At 41.1% G+C, this 21,919-nt stretch carries 23 protein-coding genes; 19 read left to right on the forward strand and 4 right to left on the reverse strand.

Going from position 1 to position 21,919, the window contains the following annotated elements:
• Positions 1-250 precede the first annotated feature (250 nt).
• Genes NYE29_RS23280 through NYE29_RS23315 form a run of 8 tightly spaced genes read left to right on the forward strand, consistent with a single transcriptional unit; the run spans position 251 to position 7,321 of the window.
• On the forward strand, positions 251-934 hold the full coding sequence (locus NYE29_RS23280; RefSeq protein ID WP_076114509.1) for a GntR family transcriptional regulator: 684 nt from the start codon (positions 251-253) through the stop codon (positions 932-934).
• Between the two features lie 30 nt (positions 935-964).
• Positions 965-2,116, forward strand: coding sequence for an amidohydrolase (locus NYE29_RS23285; protein ID WP_445322217.1), 1,152 nt, complete (start codon positions 965-967; stop codon positions 2,114-2,116).
• A gap of 41 nt (positions 2,117-2,157) precedes the next feature.
• Entirely contained in the window at positions 2,158-3,201 is a 1,044-nt protein-coding gene (locus NYE29_RS23290) for a methionine ABC transporter ATP-binding protein (RefSeq protein WP_340897725.1), read from the forward strand.
• Positions 3,176-3,835: a methionine ABC transporter permease gene (locus tag NYE29_RS23295; RefSeq protein ID WP_038593806.1), complete on the forward strand. Its 660-nt coding sequence runs from the start codon at positions 3,176-3,178 to the stop codon at positions 3,833-3,835. The genes NYE29_RS23290 and NYE29_RS23295 overlap by 26 nt, the downstream gene beginning before the upstream one ends.
• Positions 3,836-3,864: 29 nt before the next feature.
• Complete coding sequence (locus NYE29_RS23300) at positions 3,865-4,884, forward strand: uroporphyrinogen decarboxylase family protein (RefSeq protein WP_340897727.1); 1,020 nt, start codon at positions 3,865-3,867, stop codon at positions 4,882-4,884.
• A gap of 12 nt (positions 4,885-4,896) precedes the next feature.
• A complete protein-coding gene (locus NYE29_RS23305) occupies positions 4,897-5,727 on the forward strand; it encodes a MetQ/NlpA family ABC transporter substrate-binding protein (RefSeq protein ID WP_038593800.1) in 831 nt (276 codons plus the stop codon).
• 17 nt (positions 5,728-5,744) lie between these two features.
• A complete protein-coding gene (gene proC, locus NYE29_RS23310; protein WP_340897728.1) occupies positions 5,745-6,554 on the forward strand; it encodes a pyrroline-5-carboxylate reductase in 810 nt (269 codons plus the stop codon).
• Entirely contained in the window at positions 6,554-7,321 is a 768-nt protein-coding gene (locus NYE29_RS23315) for a VOC family protein (RefSeq protein WP_076114501.1), read from the forward strand. The genes proC and NYE29_RS23315 overlap by 1 nt, the downstream gene beginning before the upstream one ends.
• 12 nt (positions 7,322-7,333) lie before the next feature.
• On the opposite strand, the gene NYE29_RS23320 is transcribed toward NYE29_RS23315, so the two are convergent.
• A complete protein-coding gene (locus tag NYE29_RS23320) occupies positions 7,334-7,747 on the reverse strand; it encodes a hypothetical protein (protein WP_340897729.1) in 414 nt (137 codons plus the stop codon).
• Positions 7,748-7,940: 193 nt separating this feature from the next.
• Between NYE29_RS23320 and NYE29_RS23325 the strand changes: the two genes are divergently transcribed.
• The gene (locus tag NYE29_RS23325; protein ID WP_340897730.1) at positions 7,941-8,846 is read left to right on the forward strand and encodes a hypothetical protein; all 906 of its coding nucleotides are present in this window, start codon (positions 7,941-7,943) and stop codon (positions 8,844-8,846) included.
• A 124-nt stretch (positions 8,847-8,970) separates the two neighbouring features.
• Here NYE29_RS23325 and NYE29_RS23330 read toward each other — a convergent pair whose 3' ends face one another.
• Positions 8,971-9,411, reverse strand: a complete 441-nt coding sequence (locus NYE29_RS23330; protein WP_038593784.1) for a DUF6376 family protein — start codon at positions 9,409-9,411, stop codon at positions 8,971-8,973.
• A gap of 97 nt (positions 9,412-9,508) precedes the next feature.
• Positions 9,509-10,642, reverse strand: a complete 1,134-nt coding sequence (locus tag NYE29_RS23335; RefSeq protein ID WP_340897731.1) for a C45 family peptidase — start codon at positions 10,640-10,642, stop codon at positions 9,509-9,511.
• A gap of 279 nt (positions 10,643-10,921) precedes the next feature.
• Between NYE29_RS23335 and NYE29_RS23340 the strand changes: the two genes are divergently transcribed.
• Positions 10,922-11,158 carry a hypothetical protein gene (locus tag NYE29_RS23340; RefSeq protein ID WP_340897732.1) on the forward strand — a complete coding sequence of 79 codons (237 nt, stop codon included), beginning with the start codon at positions 10,922-10,924 and terminating at the stop codon, positions 11,156-11,158.
• A 183-nt stretch (positions 11,159-11,341) separates the two neighbouring features.
• Here the strand turns inward: NYE29_RS23340 and NYE29_RS23345 are convergent, their stop codons facing one another.
• On the reverse strand, positions 11,342-12,283 hold the full coding sequence (locus NYE29_RS23345; RefSeq protein WP_340897733.1) for a ketopantoate reductase family protein: 942 nt from the start codon (positions 12,281-12,283) through the stop codon (positions 11,342-11,344).
• Positions 12,284-12,473: 190 nt separating this feature from the next.
• On the opposite strand from NYE29_RS23345, the gene NYE29_RS23350 reads away from it, so the two are divergent.
• From NYE29_RS23350 to NYE29_RS23390, 9 genes are all read left to right on the forward strand, one after another.
• A complete protein-coding gene (locus NYE29_RS23350) occupies positions 12,474-13,028 on the forward strand; it encodes a MarR family winged helix-turn-helix transcriptional regulator (protein WP_340897734.1) in 555 nt (184 codons plus the stop codon).
• A gap of 107 nt (positions 13,029-13,135) precedes the next feature.
• Complete coding sequence (locus NYE29_RS23355; protein ID WP_340897735.1) at positions 13,136-14,932, forward strand: ABC transporter ATP-binding protein; 1,797 nt, start codon at positions 13,136-13,138, stop codon at positions 14,930-14,932.
• 12 nt (positions 14,933-14,944) lie between these two features.
• Positions 14,945-16,153: an MFS transporter gene (locus NYE29_RS23360; protein WP_340897736.1), complete on the forward strand. Its 1,209-nt coding sequence runs from the start codon at positions 14,945-14,947 to the stop codon at positions 16,151-16,153.
• 443 nt (positions 16,154-16,596) lie between these two features.
• Positions 16,597-17,538 carry a hypothetical protein gene (locus tag NYE29_RS23365; RefSeq protein WP_340897737.1) on the forward strand — a complete coding sequence of 314 codons (942 nt, stop codon included), beginning with the start codon at positions 16,597-16,599 and terminating at the stop codon, positions 17,536-17,538.
• A gap of 281 nt (positions 17,539-17,819) precedes the next feature.
• Positions 17,820-18,368: a site-specific integrase gene (locus NYE29_RS23370; RefSeq protein ID WP_066371156.1), complete on the forward strand. Its 549-nt coding sequence runs from the start codon at positions 17,820-17,822 to the stop codon at positions 18,366-18,368.
• Positions 18,369-18,443: 75 nt separating this feature from the next.
• A complete protein-coding gene (locus tag NYE29_RS23375) occupies positions 18,444-18,701 on the forward strand; it encodes a hypothetical protein (RefSeq protein WP_038593762.1) in 258 nt (85 codons plus the stop codon).
• Positions 18,702-18,866: 165 nt separating this feature from the next.
• Positions 18,867-19,193 carry a hypothetical protein gene (locus NYE29_RS23380; RefSeq protein ID WP_052092162.1) on the forward strand — a complete coding sequence of 109 codons (327 nt, stop codon included), beginning with the start codon at positions 18,867-18,869 and terminating at the stop codon, positions 19,191-19,193.
• Positions 19,194-19,389: 196 nt separating this feature from the next.
• Entirely contained in the window at positions 19,390-19,959 is a 570-nt protein-coding gene (locus NYE29_RS23385) for a hypothetical protein (protein ID WP_340897738.1), read from the forward strand.
• A gap of 339 nt (positions 19,960-20,298) precedes the next feature.
• Positions 20,299-21,807, forward strand: a complete 1,509-nt coding sequence (locus NYE29_RS23390; RefSeq protein ID WP_340897739.1) for a recombinase family protein — start codon at positions 20,299-20,301, stop codon at positions 21,805-21,807.
• The last annotated feature ends 112 nt before the right edge of the window (positions 21,808-21,919 follow it).

The raw sequence follows: 21,919 nt of genomic DNA on the forward strand, positions 1-21,919 counted from the left end.
GGCTGTGCTCTTTTTGCTGAAGTAACGATCGGTGGATTAAAAATTAATGAAAGATATATGACAGTTTTTATTCACCTATAATACCCACTTGACTAGGGGGAATAATAGGTTTATAGTATGAAAAAAGCTTGAAAAACAGAGACGTGTTTTAAAATAATCATCTATTTAATCTATTAATTTAATAATTGTATACAATTATACAAATATATTTAAAGCCACTCTCAAATTATCGATGAGGAGCAATATAGGTATGGTGATACGATCACGAAGGTTGTCAAAGGATAATACCTACTATGCATTAAAACAAAAAATTATTGATAGTGAGTTAGAGCCGAATCAAGCGGTAAATGAAGAAAATTTGGCGGCGTTGCTCGGGGTCAGCCGGACTCCTTTAAGAGAGGCCATTCAGAGATTGGAGAATGAGGATTTTCTCGTTCGTCAGCCGAATGGCAGGTTGCGGGTAGCCTCCGTAACTATCAAAGAGGTGGAAGAGGTATTTCTGATTCGCAGCATGCTTGAAGGCTATATTGCAAGAAGTGCAGCTAAGCATGCTACTGATAAAGATATTCTACATTTAACGACGATGATGGAGCGAATCAAACATTCCTTCCAGTTAGGTGACAAACAGGATTTTGTATCCTATGGCTTTGAGTTCCATGATTATTTATCTGAAATCAGTGAACTTAGGACCTTTGAGAAAGTTCTGAATCAATTAAGAGATCATTCGCTTCGCTACTGTCGCTATGTCTCCATGCATGGAGATTGGAACACACAGGCGGATGAAGAACATAATTATATCCTGCAAATGATAGCTGACAAAAATGAAGATGGTGCAGAAAAAGCAATGCGGGATCATATTCTAAGCAGCTTATCTACTGCGCTTGCGCGAATCAAAGGGATGGAAGAAAACGAGATAGACCATATCGGTCCATAACGAAAGGGGATTACTTCACCTATGAAGCCACTGCATAAGATTGATCAAGCTTTAGCTAGTCAATTGATAGAGGTTCGAAGAAACCTGCATCGAGAACCAGAGCTGGCATATGAAGAGTTCAGAACAACAGAGAAACTGCGCGAATGGCTGACAACTGCCAATATACATATTTTAGACCTCCCTTTAGAGACTGGACTAATCGCAGAGATTGGACAAGGTGACGGGCCTGTTGTGGCCATTCGCTGTGATATTGATGCACTTCCGATAGAAGAACAAACGGAATTACCTTTTGCCTCAGAGATTCCAGGAAAAATGCATGCATGTGGCCATGACTTTCACACCGCTACCATCTTAGGCGCTGCCTTGTTGTTGAAGGAGCGTGAAAGTGAATTGCCGGGAAGAGTTAGAGTCTTGTTCCAGCCGGCAGAAGAAACAGGACACGGGGCGGAAGGTGTCTTAGCATCAGGAGGCCTCAAGGATGTAGCTGCTATATTCGGTTTACATAACTCACCTGACTTGCCTACAGGATCTTTTGGAACGAGATCGGGAGCTTTAACGGCAGGTGTTGACCGGTTTGAAATCACTGTAAAAGGCGTTGGTGCTCATGCTGCTACTCCGGAAAAAGGTGTGGATTCGATTGTGACCGCTGCGCAAATTGTTACAATGCTGCAAACCATCGTAAGCCGCCAAAATAATACTTTAGAGCCAGTTGTGTTAAGTGTTACCAGAATTAACGGAGGCTTCACATGGAATGTGTTGCCGGAAAAAGTTGAATTAGAAGGTACGGTACGTACTTACAATGAAGAGATCCGCCGCCAGATTCCTATACAAATGACCCGAATTATCGAAGGGATTGCTGCAGGAGCCGGGGCTGAGGCGCAATTGCATTGGTATCCAGGCCCGCCAGCAACTATCAATCATGGGGACTGGGCTGACTTCACCAAGGAAGTCGCCTTAGAAGCCGGATATGATGTGCATGATATCCCGCCGCAAATGGGGGGAGAAGATTTCTCATACTATTTACAGCAGATACCGGGTGCTTTTGTAAATATCGGAACAGGCCCGGCCTATGCTTTGCATCACCCCCGATTCGATGTTGATGAGGCAGCTATACTGCCTGCCGCTAAATATTTTGCTTCATTAGCAGAGCAAGCACTTCAGAAGCTGCAAGAAAAGGCTTAATCCTAAATCTTAAATCTACAATATGATTGAGGGGAATGAACATGATTGAATTAAAGAATGTGTACAAAACATTCACTCGCAAAGATATTACGATTGATGCTCTGCAAGGGATCAATTTAAAGGTTGAAAAAGGCGATATATTCGGGGTTATCGGCTATAGTGGTGCGGGAAAAAGCACATTAATCCGTTTAGTCAATTATTTGGAAAGACCCACAAAAGGACAGGTTCTAGTAGCCGGGCGTGATTTGGGAACATACAGCGATAAAGAGCTGCGGGCGGCCAAGAAAAATATCGGCATGATTTTTCAACATTTTAACCTGCTAGAATCTAAAAAAGTATTTGATAATGTCGCGATTCCTCTTGTTCTGTTGAAAAAGAATAAAGATGAAATCCGCAAGCGGGTACAGGAGCTGCTTGAGTTTGTCGGATTAAGTGACAAAGCTGGAAGTTACCCGAGTGAATTGTCAGGTGGACAGAAGCAGCGGGTCGGGATTGCCAGAGCGCTTGCCTCGAATCCGTCTATCCTGCTGTGTGACGAAGCGACTTCTGCCTTAGATCCACAGACAACACGATCTATTTTACAGCTTTTGAAAAAAATCAATGCGGAATACAACATTACGGTGATGATCATTACGCATGAAATGTCTGTCATTCAAGAGATTTGCAACAAGGTGGCTGTGATGGAAGAGGGACGGATCATCGAGCAAGGAAGCGTGCTGGATGTATTCGGTCAACCCAAACATGAGACCACGCAAAATTTTGTGAAAACCGTTATTCAAAACAGCATGACGTCCAGCGTTCAAAAATCAATAAAAGCAGAACATGGAAGTCTGCTCTATAAACTCAGTTTTGTTGGTGAAAGTGCATCTGAGCCCGTTCTGTATGAGATGATTCGTTTTTCCGAGATAAAGGTCAATATTTTATTTGCGAATATGACAGAGATTCAAGAAACGACACTCGGAACAGTGATCATTCAATTAAATGGAGAGCAATCAGAGATTAACAATGCTTTAGCTTTCCTGAAAAGAAGCGGAGTCGGTGTAGAGGAGGTAGAATCTTATGTTTTCGACCACAGTAACAAGTGAACAATTTATGCAGGCCATAATAGAAACGATTCAAATGGTAGGGTTCTCCTTGTTTCTTGGTTCCCTGCTCGGGATTCCAATCGGGATATTGCTTGTAATCACTCGTCCAGGCGGTGTTTTGGAGAACAAAGCCCTTTACGCCATCATAAATCCGATGATTAACATCATTCGCTCTCTACCTTTTATTATTTTGCTGGTTGCGATTGTTCCGTTTACACGGGCCATTGTGCATACTTCGATTGGGACAAGCGCAGCGATCGTACCGCTGATTATCTATATCGCGCCTTATATAGGACGTTTGGTAGAGAACTCGCTGCTTGAAGTGAATCCGGGAATTCTGGAAGCCGCAGAGGCGATGGGGGCTACTCCCTTTCAAGTCATCTGGTACTTTTTGTTGCCGGAAGCGGTCGGATCCTTAATCCTGTCATTGACAACAGCAACGATCGGATTGATAGGTGCAACTGCAATGGCCGGAACAGTAGGCGGCGGCGGAGTCGGCAACTTGGCCATAGTCTATGGATACCAGCGATTTGACACCGTAGTCGTGGTAGCCACCGTTCTTATTCTCATCATTTTGGTGCAAGGCATTCAATCTTTAGGTAACAAGCTGGCAAGAAAAATTCGCCGCTATTAGTTATTACAGAGACATGGAGGGATTGGCAGATGAGTGAATGGAGTAAGCAAGATCGGTTTAAAGCAATATTGTCCAGAGAACGGGCGGATCGTCACATTGTCAGCGGATGGCGTCATTTTATTGACAAGGAACAAAATGCAGAAGATTTAGCAGCAACAACGATTTCTTTCACGCAAAAATATGATTGGGACTGGGTCAAAATTAATCCTAGAGCAACTTATTTAGCTGAAGCTTGGGGTAATCAGTATGACTTTACGGATTATCAGACTGTCTTTCCAAGACAGAAGACGACTGCTATTCCTACAGCCGATAACCTGTGGGATCTCGAAGTGAAAAAGGCAACCCAGACTGCATCTCTGCAGGAGCATTTAGAGGCGGTCAGAAAAATTCGTCAAGGGTTATCGGACACTCCGCTAATCCAAACCGTATTTTCGCCATTAACGGTGTTGCTGTTTATCGTAGGGCGTTCTGCATATGTAACAAAAACAGTGTTTGGCATTGAGCAGCCTGTTACTTTGGAATCGTTGTTTAAAGAGCATAGAGCGGCAGCACACCATGCGTTACATGCTATTTCATTAACCTTAGCTGATTATGTGCAAGAGTTGCAGCATGCGGGTTCAGATGGTTTGTTCTACGCGGTGACAGGTACAGCACATCCGGGATTGTTTGACGAAGCGATGTTCGACGAGTTGTCCAGACCCTATGATTCTATTGTCTTGGAGGCCGCAAGCTATGGCAAAAACATCCTTCATACCTGTGGAGCCCATGCAAAGCCGGAGAAATTCAATGATTATCGTATTGATGGGATCAGCTGGGATACTATAGCCGAAGGCAATCCAGGTTTAGAAGCGAATCTTAAAGCTACTAAAGTAGGCGGCGTTGATCATGGATTGTTTGCAGTAAACAATATAGATCAAATTCAAAAGCAGGCGAAGGAAGCTTTGACGTTAATGAAAAACCAGCCTTTTATTCTCTCGCCAAATTGTGCGATCCCGCTAAATGTTACAGATGAGGCGTTAGAACAACTAAAAAACTCAGTATTTGAATAGGAGATGAAGGTAATGAAAAAGTTAATGTTAGTAATGTTGATAGGTGTTCTGGCGGTGTTAACAGCCTGCGGCAATAAGGAAGCAGAAAGCTCTGGAGATAAGAAGAAGCTTACCGTTGGTTTCGGTGTCGGAACCTATGAGGAACAATTCCGTCAATCGATTCTGCCAATCCTGGAGAAACAAGGCTATACCGTTGATATTAAAACCTTCTCGCAAAACATGCAGGTTAATCCGGCGATGAAGGAAGGCTCCATTGACGCGAGCATATTCCAAAGCACAGCCTACATGGAAGCCATTAATAAAGAAATTAATGCAGACATGACAGGGATTGCTTATGTGCCAGGCGCTCCACAAGGTCTTTATTCCGTAAATCATACTACTCTTGACGATGTTAAAGATGGTACAACGGTGGCGGTTCCCAACGATCCGGTTAACCAGGAGCGTGCACTGCGTATTCTGGAGGAATTGGGCTGGATCAAAATTAAAGAAGGAGCAGGTGTAGCAGACTTCAACATTAACAGCATGGAGCCGGATAAGTATAATATTGATATTAAAATTTTGGACCCGGCGCAAATTCTGGTTTCCCTTCAAGATGTGGATTATGGTGTTGTGAACGGTAATTATATTGCGAATTCACCCGACAGAAAGATTACGGATGCACTCAAGATTGAAAACACGCCAATGCAACACAGAATCATCGTATCGGTTAACAAAAAGGATGAAAATTCGCAGTGGGCCAAGGACTTGAAGGCTGCCTATGAATCCAAAGAGTTTGAAGAATATATCCTTGGAATCGAGAAATATGATGGTTTCATTTTGCCTGAAGCATGGAAAAATAATTAAGTAAGGAGTGAACGAACGTGACCAAGCAAAAGATTCATTTTATTGGCGGAGGACAGATGGCGGAAGCGATCATCCGCGCAAGTATTGCCAATGATACCCTGTCTGCAGAACAAATCAGTGTATCCGATATTAATGAAGCCCGTCTTCAGTTGTTGAATACAAAATACAGCGTAAATACAGATAGTTCGCAGGAGCACGGCCTCTCAACAGCAGAGTTGATTGTAGTTGCAGTTCGTCCACAGGATGATTTGACTGCACTCGGACAAATTGTGCAACAATTCGCTTCACCTGCTGCCGCAGTTGTATCGATTGTGGCGGGGGTAACGATTGCGAAGTTAGGACAATATTTTGGAACTGAACGCCCAATCATTCGGGTCATTCCCAATACGTTGACCGATACGGGTTACGGCTATAGTGGTGTAGCTTTAAATGCCTACGCCACTCGTGATCAAGTTGAAAAGTTCCTGCTCGGGTTCGGCAAAGTACAATATCTGGAGGAGTCATATATAGATATCTTCACTGGGTTCGGTGTAGCTGGACCTAACTATATCTATTATTTCATTGAATCTCTTGCGGATGCGGGTGTCCTCGCCGGACTGCCACGGGAGCAAGCTTGGAAGGTAGCGCTGGAGAATGTTATGGGAGCGGTTGTGATGCTGCAGCAGACAGGTCTGCACCCAAGACAACTGCTTGATATTAATAATTCGCCTGGCGGTGTTGGCATTCACGGCTTGTACGAGCTGAACAACAGTGATTTCGCGGCCGGACTGCAAAGAAGTGTTCTGGCAGCCGTAAAGCGTACTACTGAGCTGGGAGTGAAGGAATAATGGCAATCCTGAAATGGGATCATTTAGTACACTATGTCAATGATCTGGATAAACCGGTTGAAATCTTCGGCGATCATGGTTTGATTGCTTTCAAGGGAGGTTCTCATAAGGATTGGGGAACCTATAATGCCTTAAGTTACTTTGGGCTAACCTATCTTGAGTTTCTTGGCATCGAGAATCTGGAATTAGCGAAGGCAACAGAGCACAATGTTGTAGTGAGGGATGCGGTTAACCTTCTTCCAGAGAAGGAAGTCTTAAGCAGAGTTGTGATCCGGACGAATGATATTGAAGAAATCGCTGCCTCCTTGAAGGCAGCAGGTCTATCATTATCTCCTATAATCAATGGTAAACGTCTGGATAATAAAGGCAGATTAATAGAGTGGCGGATGATGACCATTGATGGAGACTTTCAAGGGCTGGTCTATCCGTTTATCATTCAATGGAACGGGACGGATGAAGAGCGATTGGAACGGTTAACGGCATCCGGAGTCATTCAATCCCATCCTGCGGGACATGCGGAAATCGTGAAGGCGGTATTCCGTGTCTCAGATCCTGCAGCCGCCGCTGAACATTGGGGAGCGTTATTTGGACTGCCAATTGCACAGTCAGAAGTGAATAACACCTTCACCCTTAAAATTGGAGATAAGTCTTTTGATTTCGTGCAAGGGGATGAGAACCAATTCAAGCAGGTCATTTTTGAAACGGATTCCACTGGATTAAAAGGAAAGACGATTCAAGTTGGTGCTGGTGAGTACGTGTTTGTTTAAAAAATAACTGCATCAACTGATTTCCTTGGTTGAAAATGGGTTGTTATCGCATAGCGCGGTAACAACCCTATCTGCGTTTTGTAGAGAGAATGTGGGGAACCTGCCGACTCTCTCTGCATTAAGGCTCTGCTCTGAATCACTTCTGGCTGTGCTGGAGTAAAAGCCGCTCGGCAGCTTCCAAATCCCGTGCAAAATAGTCAGAGCTATTCCGCTTCCCTGCCGATAAAGCGCATTAGCACTGGCAGCCGCATCCTCGAAATCTCCTCGATCCAGCGCATTTTCAAGATAAGGCAACCAACTTTGAAGCGGTGCATCATGGCATAATTTTAAGCTGCCTTCCTTGAGCGGTCTCGCATATTCATCCGCCGCTTTCCGGTCTCCCATCAGCAAATCCGCCTGATGAATGGCATCCAAATAAGCCGCCATCTGTACTGCCCCTCCAGCATGGATCGGAAAAGCTCGTCAAACTGCTAGGGGCGAATAAACAGGAAGCCCAAGCCAGTGAACAGGCAGGAATACAAGATTAAACTGTCGAAAAATGATGTAATTTTTATTATTGGGGCATTTTGCATCAGATGTTAAAATATATCTTATTCAGAAAGAGGAGGAAGTAATATTTATGAAATGGGTTTGGGGAGTAATAACGGCGGCAGTATCAGTAATTGTGCAATTGCTTATCTTGAGTCTCTTAGGTTTTAACTTTTTTAGCTTTTCTGTGTTATTCATTATTCCGGTAGGGGGGATTATTCTCGGAGGTATAGCCACCTTCGGGTATTTTTCTAAAACTGTAAGACAGGGATTAAAGCCGAATAAAAACAACTATTTAATATCGGTTATTTTCATATTACTTTCATTTAGCGGGTTTATGTATGGAGAATATCAGATGGCATATGTCTCATCATCGAATGAAATTAATTATAAGTTTGAGGGGGAGCATATAAGCAATTTTGTGTTTGGAGAATTAGATAAACCTATAACACTATTGAACTATTATGATTATAAATTTAATAATAGCAGTTTAAGCATATTTTCAAGAGGACATGTAGGCAATGCAATAGATATTGAACCAAATAAGTGGGTAAACATCAGCAAATTCCTCATACAATGTGTTGGTTTATTAATAGGTGGTCTAAGTGCCGGATTGCTGGTGACAAGTGGTAAGACACATTGTTCTTCGTGTAACAAAGCCTATTTACAGGAACATAAGCTCTTAGATGTAAATGATGAAATGATAGAGCCGGTATTAAGTGAAATCAATCAATACATACAAAATAACAACGGTGAAGGATTAACAAAATATATCACTGAACAAAAGACACTTTGTGAGGGTGGAGCTTCAGATACTAATGTTAAATATGGATTTAAGTTTGGTCATTGTCCCAATTGTCAACAGGGCTACCTGATCAAGAGTTGTTATACGCTAGATAAACATGGGAATTTTGAAGAGCAAGAAGATAAAAAGGCAGTAATTCCTATCAGCCAAGAGATTGTAACTAGTGTACAAAAAGCAGAAATAGCATCGTAAATGAAAATTTGAGAGAAGTGGAGAAACCTGCCACTTCTTTTTCACGTGCTCCCTTAGATGCGGCTGACAAAAGAAAAAGCGCTCCAGGTATGTTTTCCCATACTTTGAGCGCTTATTTAGACTGTTACTGCGGGATGAGCTGGGTGATCTGGTTCAATAGCTCGTTGACTTGGTTTATAGTCTCGGGAATACCTGTCGATTCGAAGGCGGCTTTTCCTTCTTCCAGGTTGGTTATGGCCTGATCCAGTCCTTGCTGCAGTGTTTCATTGTATCCGACAATAGATTGATGCAGGCCTGCCGCATATTCCGGAACCTGAAGCCCGGCATATTGGACGATCTGTTCCTTGAGGGCAAGCAGCCTATCCTTTAATTCATCCCTGGCCTGCGGGTCTGTGGCAGCATCCGTGGCCCAGGTTCCCATCTCTTGTCCGAACTCCGTCAAAGTTTGCATATAAGAAGCGGTATCGGCGGTGAAATTGACGCTGTCTCCTACCTTTTCCGCAATCCCGCAACCCGGTACAACCAGCAAGATGAGTAGCAGCAGACTTAAGCCATATTTCTTCATTTGCTTCACTCCTTTAGAGTATCGTATGTGCCAAGTTTACTGTAGTTCATACGGCCAGAAGGGCGTCAGGTTGCATGAAAGTGATATGCGGCTACGGTTACCGATGAAGACGATTCTGCTCCATACTTCCAGGGTTTAAGTGCTCCCAAAAGGTTGTGGGGTTCTGGGGGAACTCGTTATTTATAGGGACTTGTATTTTAGAATTTTCACATGGACTATTAAAAGAGATTTTTTTCCATTTTTGCGGGGATGCTGCCCCAAAACACACCTGTACGCTAATCTCCGTCGTGTCAAAAACCATTGAATGCAAGGTTCCTAAACAATCTTCATAAAATGGGCAACATACGCCCTGTGGCACTTTTTCCTCTAGGATTGTCTTTATTGATTCTACAGAAATAGATCCTTTCTTTTTTGAAAAAAAATCTTTTATAGTGTTGTATCGAATCACAGAATGCCTTCTGCGATTATTATCATAAGGCAACATTTCGTTATTCTGATAATGATTCGTCGCGATAAGAAGATCTTCACTGTTTCTAAAAGATATTTTTCTATCGTCTCCGAAGCAGGCAGTTTCAGCTATTGTGGCATTTCCGTAAGTATCAGCAATCAGCAGGTTTACATTGCTTCGTATAGGCATATTCTTCAAAAGATATATGGCATCCTCAACAGAGGAGCAATTATCCAATAAAGACCTCAGCACAAACGGGAACCAAAGTCCTTCACCAAAAGGGCGTTGTCCAAATTCACAAGATGACATGCTTACTGTTAAGCCATGCTCATTTATTCCGTCAAATCTCCCAAACAATAGCAGTGAAAAACCTATATGTGCAGGTTTTCCGTCTGCCCTTGTTACACACAAACACATCTCATCTTCAGTCGAAAATTCATAACTTCTGCCAATTAAAGTGTGCCCATCAGATGTAATACTTGGCAAAGCTGCGAATTGACTGCATGCTCCAGCTTCTATTACATCATCCGCAAATACAGCCAATTTCCCCAGTGGGATTTTTAAGCTGTCTGAAAGTCCAAGGATTTCCTCGTTTACTCCGGGACAAAATTCATCTAAAAGGGTTTGTTTCTTTCTTAATAAAAAACTATCCATACAATCACCTTGTATATTGATACTCATAAGCTCCGGGTTGTTTCTGACTGTATGAGCCAGCTTAGTGCCAATCTCGTAATGGCTGCCCTCTGAGACGAATTTTGAAAAGCTAACGAACTGGTTTGACATGTTGAGCGCCTTCTTTCAGACTATTTTTCAAATAAGCGGGTGGCTTATACTCACCCCTCTGCATATTATGATATTGTTTTTCTTTCATACTGTCCTGTCATTACCTGCGCATAGTTGACAGATCGAAGAGGGTCACAGGCAGAAGTGCAAACTTCGAAAAATAAGTTATATTCTACCATTTAGTAGTATAATAAAAACATGCATCAAGCAGGCGTTTAAACACGATCTAGCATGGAAACTACTTAATAATCTCTAATTGAGGGTGAATTCATAGAAATATTGGATTTTGTGGATGATCCAGGTTTTTTTCGGGACTTGAAAGTAATGGAGGGAAGTCAGAAAGTAATCAGAGAATTGAGTAAATATTACGAGATTTATATCACAACAGCAGCAATGGAGATATTATTTACTGCTCCACACAATGTCAACGAATCAGGTTATGTGCGAGTTAACAACTGGTATGAAGTTGGGGACTATTTTTTAAGTGATAATAAACAAACAACACAAGACTCATAAAGGAATTTTGAGAGTATGCTTGAAGGGGGCATACACTTCAGACAACATCGCATTCACGCAGCGTGCCAGCAAGCTGCCTAATGGGAGTTTTTATTATTTGAAGATAAGCAATTACTACCATTCAAATATTTCCACATAGTATAAGAATACGACATAATATAAGTATCATCACATAAAACGAAATCAGTCTTTTGCAAGGTTTTTTCGTAGCTTATCAATAGAAGGGGTTTCCATCTTACTCTTCATGATCAGCACATCAAATTCATTTTGAAGGCAGACCATCTCGGATTTTGCCACGGCCGTATGCTTTGCCATGACTGTTTCGGCAAACTTTGTGCCCATAATAATTTTAAAAATTGGGGCAATCAAAAAAACGGGAAGTTTGAAATAATGGAGTTTTGATGGTTTGATATTTATACCCAATTTAGTCAACACAGCAAATCCTTCTTTTATCCCCAGAACCAGCAGCTTAATATCTGCATATGATTTTGCTAAAGCATAATTATTACTATTGTATTTATAAAGAGCGTTTCCGATACTTGTAACCATTGCTACATGAGTTTTCTGCCACATATCCATATTATTGCTTACAACAGAAGGAATACCGGCACAGTTAAAAACATCTACTATTTTTTTGAGCCGTTCGGTTTTTTGACCATTGTATTCTGAAAAGGTTGTGGTCTGAAAAATCCGCATGAATCCCTTGCCGATAAAGTAATGTACTCGACCGTCTACACGTTCTCCTCCTGCGGACGGAAAGCCGAGCATCAGCCGGTCACTACCCACAGCCTGAACCCAATCGTCATAACCGGATGCCGTATTGACCACAAAGATGATATTCTTAGATATGTTTTGAGAAAGAACCGGTAATACACTATCTATCTGTATTTTCTGCATTACAACGAGTATGTAGTCGAAAATATGGTCTGGCAGCAGATGTTCAATCACATCTATCTTTGCGATTTCTTCTCGGTTATTGCCTGGATTTACGAGAATCACACCGTTTTTTTTTAGCTCAACAAGTCTTGCTCCCCTTGCAAGGATAGTGACATCATATCCTGACAAAGCAAGTTTCCCAGCGAAAACACTCCCGATTGTGCCCGCACCATAAATTAGGATTTTCAAAAGATCCTTCCTCCTCAAATAAAATATTACATAATTATACAACAAATCCATTGGTAATGCGGTTCGTTTATTCTAAACCTCTGCCTCTAGGCTTACCTTTGTTTCTTAATCAGGTTTGCAAAAATAAAAAAAATCAGTTATATTCAATGTAATTAGATAATCTAACTATAGGAGTAAGGAGGTATACAAATTGAAAAGAAAGCCTGCCAAGGAATATACAACTGAGCAACAATTACCGAGACTTGGAACATCACCTTATTTGAAGTTGATGGAGCTTACAGCTTCATCCGATACCAATCTAAATTCAGCGCATCTGGGACTAATTATGATCTGGCTGGGAGATAACATTTTAGACATGGTGGATATTGATTTAGCTGCTTTTGACATCACGGAGAGCAAGCTGGATCTATTACTCCTATTATCCCTTCACGCCGATCAGGAGTTGGTAACACCTTCATCCATAGCAGACCGATTGGGGATTCGTCGATCGTCTGTAACGGCCTTGTTAATATGGCTGGAGAAAAAAAATTTGATTGTTCGCGAACCGTATGCTAAGGATGGCCGCATGACTCACGTTCGTATTAGCGCTGAAGGCAGTACGCTTGTGAATCAAATATTGCCTACGTTCTGGTCTACTTGCGCATCCCTTGTTGATGAATTAGATAAAGAGGAGCAAGCGGTGTTCCAAAAAGTGCTGGTTAAACTAAATGCAAGCTTAGAAAAACGACTTGGATCGGGTAGATAATTTTTTTGGTCATATAGTTAGATAATCTAATTACATGAGATCAGAGATGGATATAATCTGATTTGATAACCGTGATGGACATTACAAATGAAGGTATGTGATTCAAAATGAAACAAACTCGGCATTCCGGGGACCAGCAGCAGAGTCGTGAACAGCATTTTATATCGCTGCGCATCATGTTTAAGGAGATGTTCTTGCACACAAGGACGCAATGGGTCTTGCTTATGCTTGGTGCCGTCACAGTGATAGCCATTTCCATTCTTGAATTTATGATCCCTCAGTTAACTAAAGAGATCATAGACCAGATCATCCCTGAAAAAAGGTATTACGCACTACTAGAAACGGGAGGTCTTATCCTGCTAGCTGCATTGCTGCTGGGGATATTTAACTTCAGTAGCAGTTATGTAATGACAATTGTTAGTCAGAAGGCAATTCTCCAGTTGCGAAACAAATTGCACAAACACACATTAAGTTTGGATCTGAAATTTTTTGATCGTAATCGGACCGGGGATCTTATGGCAAGGTTAACGAGTGATGTAAATCAACTACAGGAACTGGTTTCAGCCGATAGCCTGTCCATCATAGCGGATGTCATAACCTTCGCTGCGATCGTGGGGTACTTATTATATACGGACTGGCAACTAGCATTAATTACGCTTATTACCTTGCCATTCTTATTTGTAACGTCACGATATTTCAGCCTACGCATTAAGAGTGCCTATAGAGCGGTACGTCACATATCAGCTCAGTTAAACAACTCACTTCAAGATACGTTGTCAGGCATACGAATGATCAAGTCTTTTGCAAGTGAAGATGCGGAAGCTAAGCAGTTCGAGGCATTGAGCGAACAGCATCGGATAGCCACAGTTTTTGCTTCAAGGTTGTCGGAAACTTTCTCGCCAATTATCGATTGGCTGAATTATGTAGGTATGACGTCGGTGCTCCTGTTCGGAGCGTGGCAGGTTATGCATGGGAACATGTCCGTTGGTGATATCGTAGCTTACTTAGCTTATTTACGTTTGTTGCAAGCGCCCATCCGCTCCTTTAGCAGAATGATTACCAAAGTGCAGCAATCGGCAGCAGCATTCGAGCGCATTCAAGAAGTCTTAGCAACCGTTCCAGAGGTTTACGATAAGGAAGGAGCGATTGTTCTGCCGCCAGTAAAAGGACAAATTGTGTTTGATGATGTTGAGTTTGCATATGAAGAAGGACATCCCATTCTACAAAACTTTCAATTGCGGCTTCCATGTAACCAAACTACGGCTTTGGTTGGTTCGTCAGGATCAGGAAAGTCAACGATTGCTTATTTGATTGCCCGTTTGTACGACGTTCAGCGAGGGGACATTTATATTGACAGTTATCCGTTAACGGAAGTGACGGTGAAGTCGCTTCGACAGCAGATGGGGATCGTATCTCAGGACGTAATCCTCCTCAATGGCACGATACGTGAAAATATTGCTCAGGCCACAGAAGATGAGATTAAAGCGGCTGCCCATGCCGCAAACGCCCATGAATTTGTTTCAGCCTTTCCAATGGGTTATGATACGCCCATCGGTGAAAGAGGGGTCAAGCTTTCCGGAGGACAAAAGCAAAGATTGTCAATCGCCAGAGCTTTCTTGACCAATCCTCGTATTCTTATTTTGGACGAAGCTACGGCTGCCCTGGATACGGAATCTGAACAACGTATTCAGCATGCGTTATCTGTGCTTCTTCCAGGTCGAACTTGTCTGGTTATCGCCCATCGTCTTTCCACGATTCAAAATGCCGATCAAATTGTTGTATTGGAGCATGGAGAGATTGTGGAGCTGGGAAATCATGAAAACCTACTCCGCCGAAATGGGCGATACAAGGAACTATACGAGATGCAATTTCCAACAAAATCTAACTTCGAACAAATTTTATAATTGAGGTGTAATATGAACAATCCAATCAATGCTACGGGTGCAACTAGAAATTATAAGCTTATGACCATTATCCTTTGCTGGACCGGCCTTGTTGTCATGTCCAGTCTATACGTAACGATTCCGCTAATTACATTGTTTGCACAGCTTTTTGAAATTTCCACGACGAATGCTGCCGCTGCGGGAAGCACCTTTTCGATAGGCTTTGCCATTGGTTGCTTAATCTATGGCGCGCTGTCCGATAAATACGGACGGAAGACTGTTATATTTGCAGGGCTCCTTTTCCTGACATTGATATCATTAATTCTGGGAACCGTTCACAGCTTTGCATGGATTTTAGGATTAAGAGGACTACAGGGAGCAGCAGCAGCAACCTTCTCTCCAGTAGCACTTGCCTATGCGGTTGAGATGTATCCAGCGGAAAAACGGGTAACTACCATTGGTTTTATCAGTACAGGATTTCTGATTGCAGGTATTGTTGGTCAAGTGGTTAGTAGTATACTCAGTGAGCATTATGGCTGGAACGCTGTTTTTTATATTCTTGCCGTTGTTTATGCGGTGACCGCCATATTAGTGTTCTTCTTCCTTCCCAAAGGCGGTATCCAGCAGGCACACGCTAATATCTGGGAGCCTATTAAGCAAATTGGCAAAGTGTTTGTTCAAAAACAATTGGTATTATGTTATCTAGTAGCATTCGTTCTGCTTATGTCTTTTGTAAGTATGTATACAGTGCTGGGTAACTATCTAAGTACAGCTCCATATGAACTAAGCAAGCAAGAAATTCTTTCTGTCCGTATTATCGGCATAGTAGGCATGCTCGTTTCTCCATTCGCGGGAAGAATATCCAAGCATGTCGGCGTAGGTAGAACGCTTCGCGGTGGATTGTTGCTAGCGATCATTGGTTTGGCGTCTATGGGGATGATTTCTAATCTGCCACTTCTTATTGTGATGAGCATCCTTTTTGTAGGGGGGATCGCACTAGCCGTTCCTTCACTTGTTTCGCTTGTTGGGCAAGTGGGCGGCAAGATGCGCGGGATAGCTGTATCCGTATATACTTTTATATTGTTTACAGGCACAAGCTTCGGTCCGATTATCTCGCTTCAATTGATGAATAATGCAAGTTATTTAATTACGTTTCTTCTATTGGCATGTATTCTGTGCATTGGGTTGCTGGCAGCATGTCTTATTCATCATGAGGAGGCAGGGGAGTTAAACAGCCAGTAAATGTGTGATCAATAAACAAAAAACGATGAAATGACATCATAACGATTGTTTATTAAAGGTAACTTCATTTGAAGTTGCCTTTTTTATTTTCTGAGATTAACGATTACTCATCTGATTTCTTTTTAACGAATCCGTTCTGGAAAGTTAGCAATGAGAGGGACTGGACACGACTGTAATAGAACTTTTTAGATTGTGAATATGCAAGGTTCTGTATAAGGATAAGTTGCTTAGTTTTAAAAATGATAGGAGATGCACCAAAGATCTATGTTTCAAAAGACATTGGTATAGCTAGTCATTGACCCACACGTATTTGTCACTGATGGGATGTTCGCGTGAATCAATTGTTGAATTAATAGAACAGACAATATCATATATATACGATAGGAAAAATTCATGTTATGCTTCAATAACTATGAAAAACTATTTCATCGGAGGTATGTGATTTGGATTTTAGACAAAAGTTATTTGAATCGGTTTCTAATGATTTTATTAATTATCTTGAAATGAAAGAACGATCTACTAGCTATGAGACAAAGAAAAGATATTTGGATGATTTGAATTTCTATATACAAAATTGTATTAATAGTAAAGTCCTTATTGAAGATTATAAAGATTTTTTTAGTAAATATTCTCTAAAAAGCTACCACAAATTGAGAAGTTCAGCTACTGCCAGATATGCTGTTACAAATCTACTTGATTTTTACTTTATTGTTGGAAGGATTAAGCCACAGGATTATATTGAAATAAAAAATGAATTGAAGCAATATCAAAGTAAAAAACAAGAACCATTAGATTTTTTAATAAAAGATGATTTGAATTTTTTACTAGACTTTAATTATCAATATAGCAAGAGAAGGGCTTTCGAAGATAGTTTGTTAACACCCATGATTATTTCTTTGTCATATTCTGCTTTGTTTGAACAGAATCATCTTGCAAAATTGAAGTGGAGTGATTTTGACATTAAATTAAAGAGGATACGGAATATTAGATTTGATACAGATCCATTAGTTAATGAATGGATTGAATTGAATGAGAAATTTTATGAAGTCTGCGAAAAATATTACAACTATAGAATATCAAATGAAATTATAGAAAAATCAGACAATATGATAAGTATTAACGGTCAATCCGCTGACAATTTGTCGATAAATAAATTATTAAATGTGTTAAATGATAATAAGTCAAATAGTTTATTTTTATCCACAAGAGTCAATACACAAAAAATAATACGATCTAGAATTTTAAATGATTTATTGGAAACAAAAGGTAAAGGTCTGATTGATTTTTATAAGATAATTGGTTTTAACAAAGATACACAAATAACAAGTGCAACGAAGGAGTATATAATGAGAGAAAATTCAAAAAAAGCCTATCGGATAAATTAATAAGTTTTGTCGAATGGTTAAAGCATGTTTTAATAACTTAAACTCCCGCAGTCAAAGGCACGGGAGTTTTCGCAATTCTATTAAACAACATGAAGTTACTTTCAATTAACATGAATGTTACACAATAGAATAGTGTTACATAGGCCAAATGACCACGAGGGTAGGCGGGGTAAGACATCCGGGTTCTTTTCGGCTCCATGGAGCTTTGCCGTTTACGTCGAAAGTAACACAATATATAATTATTATATAGTTAGTTACATTAAGTTTAAGAGGTGTTTGGTATGGAATTTGTAGAACCTATCCGTAGTAAGAAACAGATTGATGCTTTGAAGAAGTATCTGCGAGGGCAGAATATCCGAGACTATCTGTTGTTTGTGCTTGGCATTAACTCAGGATTGCGAATATCTGATTTGCTCAAGCTTCAGGTGGAAGAGGTGTACAATCAAGATCGGATCAGCCTTCGAGAGCAGAAGACAGGTAAAAGAAAAGATTTTCCCTTGTCAGATACCTGTAAAAAAGCAATTCAGGAATATGTAAAAGCAACAGGTCATAAGTCAGGAGCGCTGTTTGCCAGCCGCAAAGGTGGGAATCCAATTAGCCGAGTACATGCTTACCGGATACTGAGTGAAGGGGCAAGCCGTGTTGGCATCAAAGAAGCCGTTGGAACACATACCTTGAGAAAGTCGTTTGCCTTTCATGCTTACCAAAGTGGTGTAGATATTACTCGTATTCAAAAGCTGCTCAACCATTCAGCACCGAGTGTCACTCTGGCATACATAGGAATCACTCGACAAGAGCTAGATAATGTTTATTTCAATCTTAACCTATGAAGACGTTAACGGATGTAATACATCTGGTTAACGTCTTTTTCATTTTCAGTAGCATATGAAGGAGGCGTTTTACTAATGAAGCAAATCATCAATGCCAAAGGAACGAACATTTATCCGGGACAAGTAAAGTATGTATGGGTTGCAACTTGTTCTTGTGGGAATAAACTTGTACGAGCAATGAAAGAATCTGGTTTAAACATGTATGTTGGTAAAGAACGGTTTTCCTGCAAACAATGTGGAGAACGCTTACAAAAGGAAGGACAACATTATTTTAAAGGAGATCAGATGATTGGTCGGGAGCAGGTATGGGCGGAAACTGATTTTGATGAATAGCTTTTTTTTAAGAATAGCCTTGAAGTGGTCAAAGTGTTAATTCTTTGTTCAATGAATCTTTACACTTTCATGTGAAGCTATTCCTTCAGGTTATGTTTTGCTCAACAAGATATATGATTCAACTAAGCCGCAAAAGTGGAAATAAGGTGTAAGGAAGTGTCAATTATGGATAAACAAATGCTGCTGATGTTTGCAGATGCCATTGAGCGAAAAAGGTTACTACGAGTTACGTTTACAACCAGAAGTGGAGAGGAACGGAGTAGACGATGTGCGCCACTGGATTTGGCACCTAGTGAACGAGCAAAGATCAAATTTTACAAATATCATATGTGGGACTTGGATAGCGAGCCAAAACCACATTTTCTGAGTTTAAGTCCAGATCAAGTTATCCAACTGGAGATTATCACAGAGCCATTTATACCGGAGCAGATTGTAACCTGGACAAGGAAGAACCCTTGGACAATCATTAGGGATTGGGGAAGCTTGTCGTAAAGCGTGCAAGATAACTTCATTTTAATCAAGCTTTATGAGCCTGTAGTGTAGAAATTCACTATGGGCTTTGTTTTGCCTTTTAAATGAAGATACATAGCAAAATAGTTACTATATTAAACGGAAGAAACGGTGTACGAGGGTCAAGCATGTTGATAAGATCGACTTAAGAAAAATACCAATTTATAGGAGTTAAGAAATGGCAAATAAGAATAGGGTTTCAGGCAGAAACAGCCGTGGAAGTAATCATCTTGAACTGGAAGGTGAACAAACGATGTCAGAACAGCTTCAAAGTGAAAATGAGCAGACAAGTATTGAGGCAGAGGATATTCAAGTTCATGAAGATACAGGTCAAGAACAAGCTCAACAGGACGAGGAGGTCTCGGTTCAGGAAGAACCAGCTCCAACTGAGGCAGCTAATGAGAACTTAGAGGAAAAGCCAATTATTCATAAAGAACAAGAGATCGTGGCTGACCTAAATGATGGAAAACTTCAGCAAGTAATATTAAATGAAGCAAATATACAAGAGTTGCAGCCAGAATCAAACGATGGCAAAGAAGAGCGGCCGCTTGCCATTGAAGATATTGTAAAGCCGGGAAAATTCGGAGTAACGAACAGCCAAATGATTCCTGCCATGAAGCAAGTGATTGCGGATGGCTCAGTCGAAAAGCTGAGAATGCTTCGCTTCATGTACCTGTATTCCTTCGAGAATTCGCTAAGGTATCTGAATAAGTCGGAACGGGAATTCATTCAAAATAACCTCAAATAGAACAAGTCGGAGCATGGATGGGTCATATGCTCCGACTTGTTTTTATTTTGTTAATTTTTCTGACTGTCTTGCGTAGAATGATGCACTTTGGGGAGAGGTATGTCTATCTCGGCCTCGGCTTGGACAGTTTGGCTCAATATCCGGACCACATGCTCATGAAATTGCCGCAACGCTTTGTCGGATGGCTGATTACTTTCCTTGATTACATATTCACATTTTTTCATTGGTATTTTCCTCCAAAAATTTACAGTTGTCATATTCGATGATGTGTCATCAAAAATGCTCAACATTCTACTTGGATGGAGGCAAAAAATTAACAAGTTTGGAGTAGAAGCTATTATGGAAAGCAAAACAATTAAACACGTAGCCGTTTATTTAAGAAAATCACGGGACGATGGTGAGTTTGAAGACGTTCTCTCGAAGCATAGGGATACCCTTCTGACCTTGGTCGAGAATCGAAATTGGACCTATAGGCTATATGAAGAAGTGGCCTCTGGTGAAAAGATAGAGTCCCGTAAGGAAATGCAGAAGTTACTCCGGCATGTCGAAGACAAACTGTACGATGGAGTAGTGGTCATGGATATTGACCGTTTAGGGCGTGGAGAAAATAAGGATTGGGCACTCATTAAAGATACATTTTTAAACTCAGAAACAGTCATTATCACGCCAAACAAGATATACGATTTGGAAATAGACAATGACGATGTATCCTTTGACTTCATGTCCATTTTTGCCCGAATAGAATACAAAACGATTAAGCGAAGAATGAAGCAAGGCAAAGAGGCTGGGGCGAAGAAAGGCATGTGGACAAACGGAAAACCACCGTTTCCATACTATTATGATAAGAATATAAGGTCGGTACTGGTCGATGAAACGAAGCGCCCGATTTACCGAGCGATTGTTGAAAAGTATTTGAATGGAACAAACCTTGGTCATATTGCCATTTGGTTGACGGATAACAAGATACCTACGCCATACAACATTAAGCCCGATGGAAAGAACAAGGGATGGTCAAATATTACGGTTCAAAGATTGCTGGCAAGCGAGATCCATTTGGGTTATATCACTTATGGCAAAACCCGTTCCAAGCGTGGTCAGGTGGAACTTGTACCTGAAGAAGAGCGGATAAAAGTCATGGGAACGCATGAAAAGCTGAAAACGCCGGAAGAACATGAAGTCATTATGGAGCGGCTGCTTAAGAATCGCATGCTGAACCCCAATTCAAGGCGTAACATTTTTCCTTTGTCAGGCTTGCTGTATTGTGAGAAATGCGGTTCTCGGATGAGATTTAGAGTAGGTGAGAACAAGAAACAGGGACAGCACTGGAGTGCATTGTGCTATCACCAGTACAAAGATGGCAGCAAATGCGATCAGCGCGGGAAGGTAATGGATGCTGATTTTTTTAATGCTCTGTATGATCAGATTATTCATGTAGACCCGAACATTTTACGGGAGATAGAATTGCATGGAAGTAGGTACAATGATACACAGGTTATTATCGAGGTCAAAGAGCAGGAGTTGAAGAAGCAGAAGCGGGCATTGGACAAGCTGCATGAATCTTATGAAGAAGACATGATAACGAAGCAAGTGTTTTTAGAGCGAAAGGCTGTTCGATCAAGGCAGATACAGAAGTTGGAGGAAGAGTTGAAGAATTTACGGAAGGTTGTAGTAGATGAAGGTAATTATCCGACTGCGGAGCAGATATATGAGCGGATAGGTGAGTTTAGAGAGTTGTGGAGCAGTTCAGTGACAAGTGAAGAGAAGAATCGGGCGTTGAAGAAGCTAGTGGAGCGGATTGTGTATAATCGGGAAGGGAATAGGGTGGAGTTGACGGTTTGTTATAGGTGAGATTTGAATAATGCTATTGTAGACTTCTGGAATAAGTTCCAGAAGTCTCTTTTCGTATGGTACAATATACCTAAATTAGCTATTATCAGACATAGAATCGTAAATTAGAAGC

It is taken from the genome of Paenibacillus sp. FSL M7-1046, assembly GCF_038007405.1.
Classification (GTDB): Bacteria; Bacillota; Bacilli; order Paenibacillales; family Paenibacillaceae; genus Paenibacillus_AQ.

Excerpts from the sequence above, each read along its gene's own strand:
- NYE29_RS23290 (WP_340897725.1), top strand. The coding sequence starts at position 2,158 with ATGATTGAATTAAAGAATGTGTACAAAACATTCACTCGCAAAGATATT.
- NYE29_RS23390 (WP_340897739.1), top strand. The coding sequence starts at position 20,299 with ATGGAAAGCAAAACAATTAAACACGTAGCCGTTTATTTAAGAAAATCA.
- NYE29_RS23305 (WP_038593800.1), top strand. The coding sequence starts at position 4,897 with ATGAAAAAGTTAATGTTAGTAATGTTGATAGGTGTTCTGGCGGTGTTA.
- NYE29_RS23315 (WP_076114501.1), top strand. The coding sequence starts at position 6,554 with ATGGCAATCCTGAAATGGGATCATTTAGTACACTATGTCAATGATCTG.
- NYE29_RS23385 (WP_340897738.1), top strand. The coding sequence starts at position 19,390 with ATGGCAAATAAGAATAGGGTTTCAGGCAGAAACAGCCGTGGAAGTAAT.
- NYE29_RS23295 (WP_038593806.1), top strand. The coding sequence starts at position 3,176 with ATGTTTTCGACCACAGTAACAAGTGAACAATTTATGCAGGCCATAATA.
- NYE29_RS23355 (WP_340897735.1), top strand. The coding sequence starts at position 13,136 with ATGAAACAAACTCGGCATTCCGGGGACCAGCAGCAGAGTCGTGAACAG.
- NYE29_RS23360 (WP_340897736.1), top strand. The coding sequence starts at position 14,945 with ATGAACAATCCAATCAATGCTACGGGTGCAACTAGAAATTATAAGCTT.
- NYE29_RS23300 (WP_340897727.1), top strand. The coding sequence starts at position 3,865 with ATGAGTGAATGGAGTAAGCAAGATCGGTTTAAAGCAATATTGTCCAGA.
- NYE29_RS23330 (WP_038593784.1), bottom strand. The coding sequence starts at position 9,411 with ATGAAGAAATATGGCTTAAGTCTGCTGCTACTCATCTTGCTGGTTGTA.
- NYE29_RS23370 (WP_066371156.1), top strand. The coding sequence starts at position 17,820 with ATGGAATTTGTAGAACCTATCCGTAGTAAGAAACAGATTGATGCTTTG.
- NYE29_RS23280 (WP_076114509.1), top strand. The coding sequence starts at position 251 with ATGGTGATACGATCACGAAGGTTGTCAAAGGATAATACCTACTATGCA.
- NYE29_RS23320 (WP_340897729.1), bottom strand. The coding sequence starts at position 7,747 with ATGGCGGCTTATTTGGATGCCATTCATCAGGCGGATTTGCTGATGGGA.
- NYE29_RS23375 (WP_038593762.1), top strand. The coding sequence starts at position 18,444 with ATGAAGCAAATCATCAATGCCAAAGGAACGAACATTTATCCGGGACAA.
- NYE29_RS23335 (WP_340897731.1), bottom strand. The coding sequence starts at position 10,642 with ATGTCAAACCAGTTCGTTAGCTTTTCAAAATTCGTCTCAGAGGGCAGC.
- NYE29_RS23380 (WP_052092162.1), top strand. The coding sequence starts at position 18,867 with ATGGATAAACAAATGCTGCTGATGTTTGCAGATGCCATTGAGCGAAAA.
- NYE29_RS23325 (WP_340897730.1), top strand. The coding sequence starts at position 7,941 with ATGAAATGGGTTTGGGGAGTAATAACGGCGGCAGTATCAGTAATTGTG.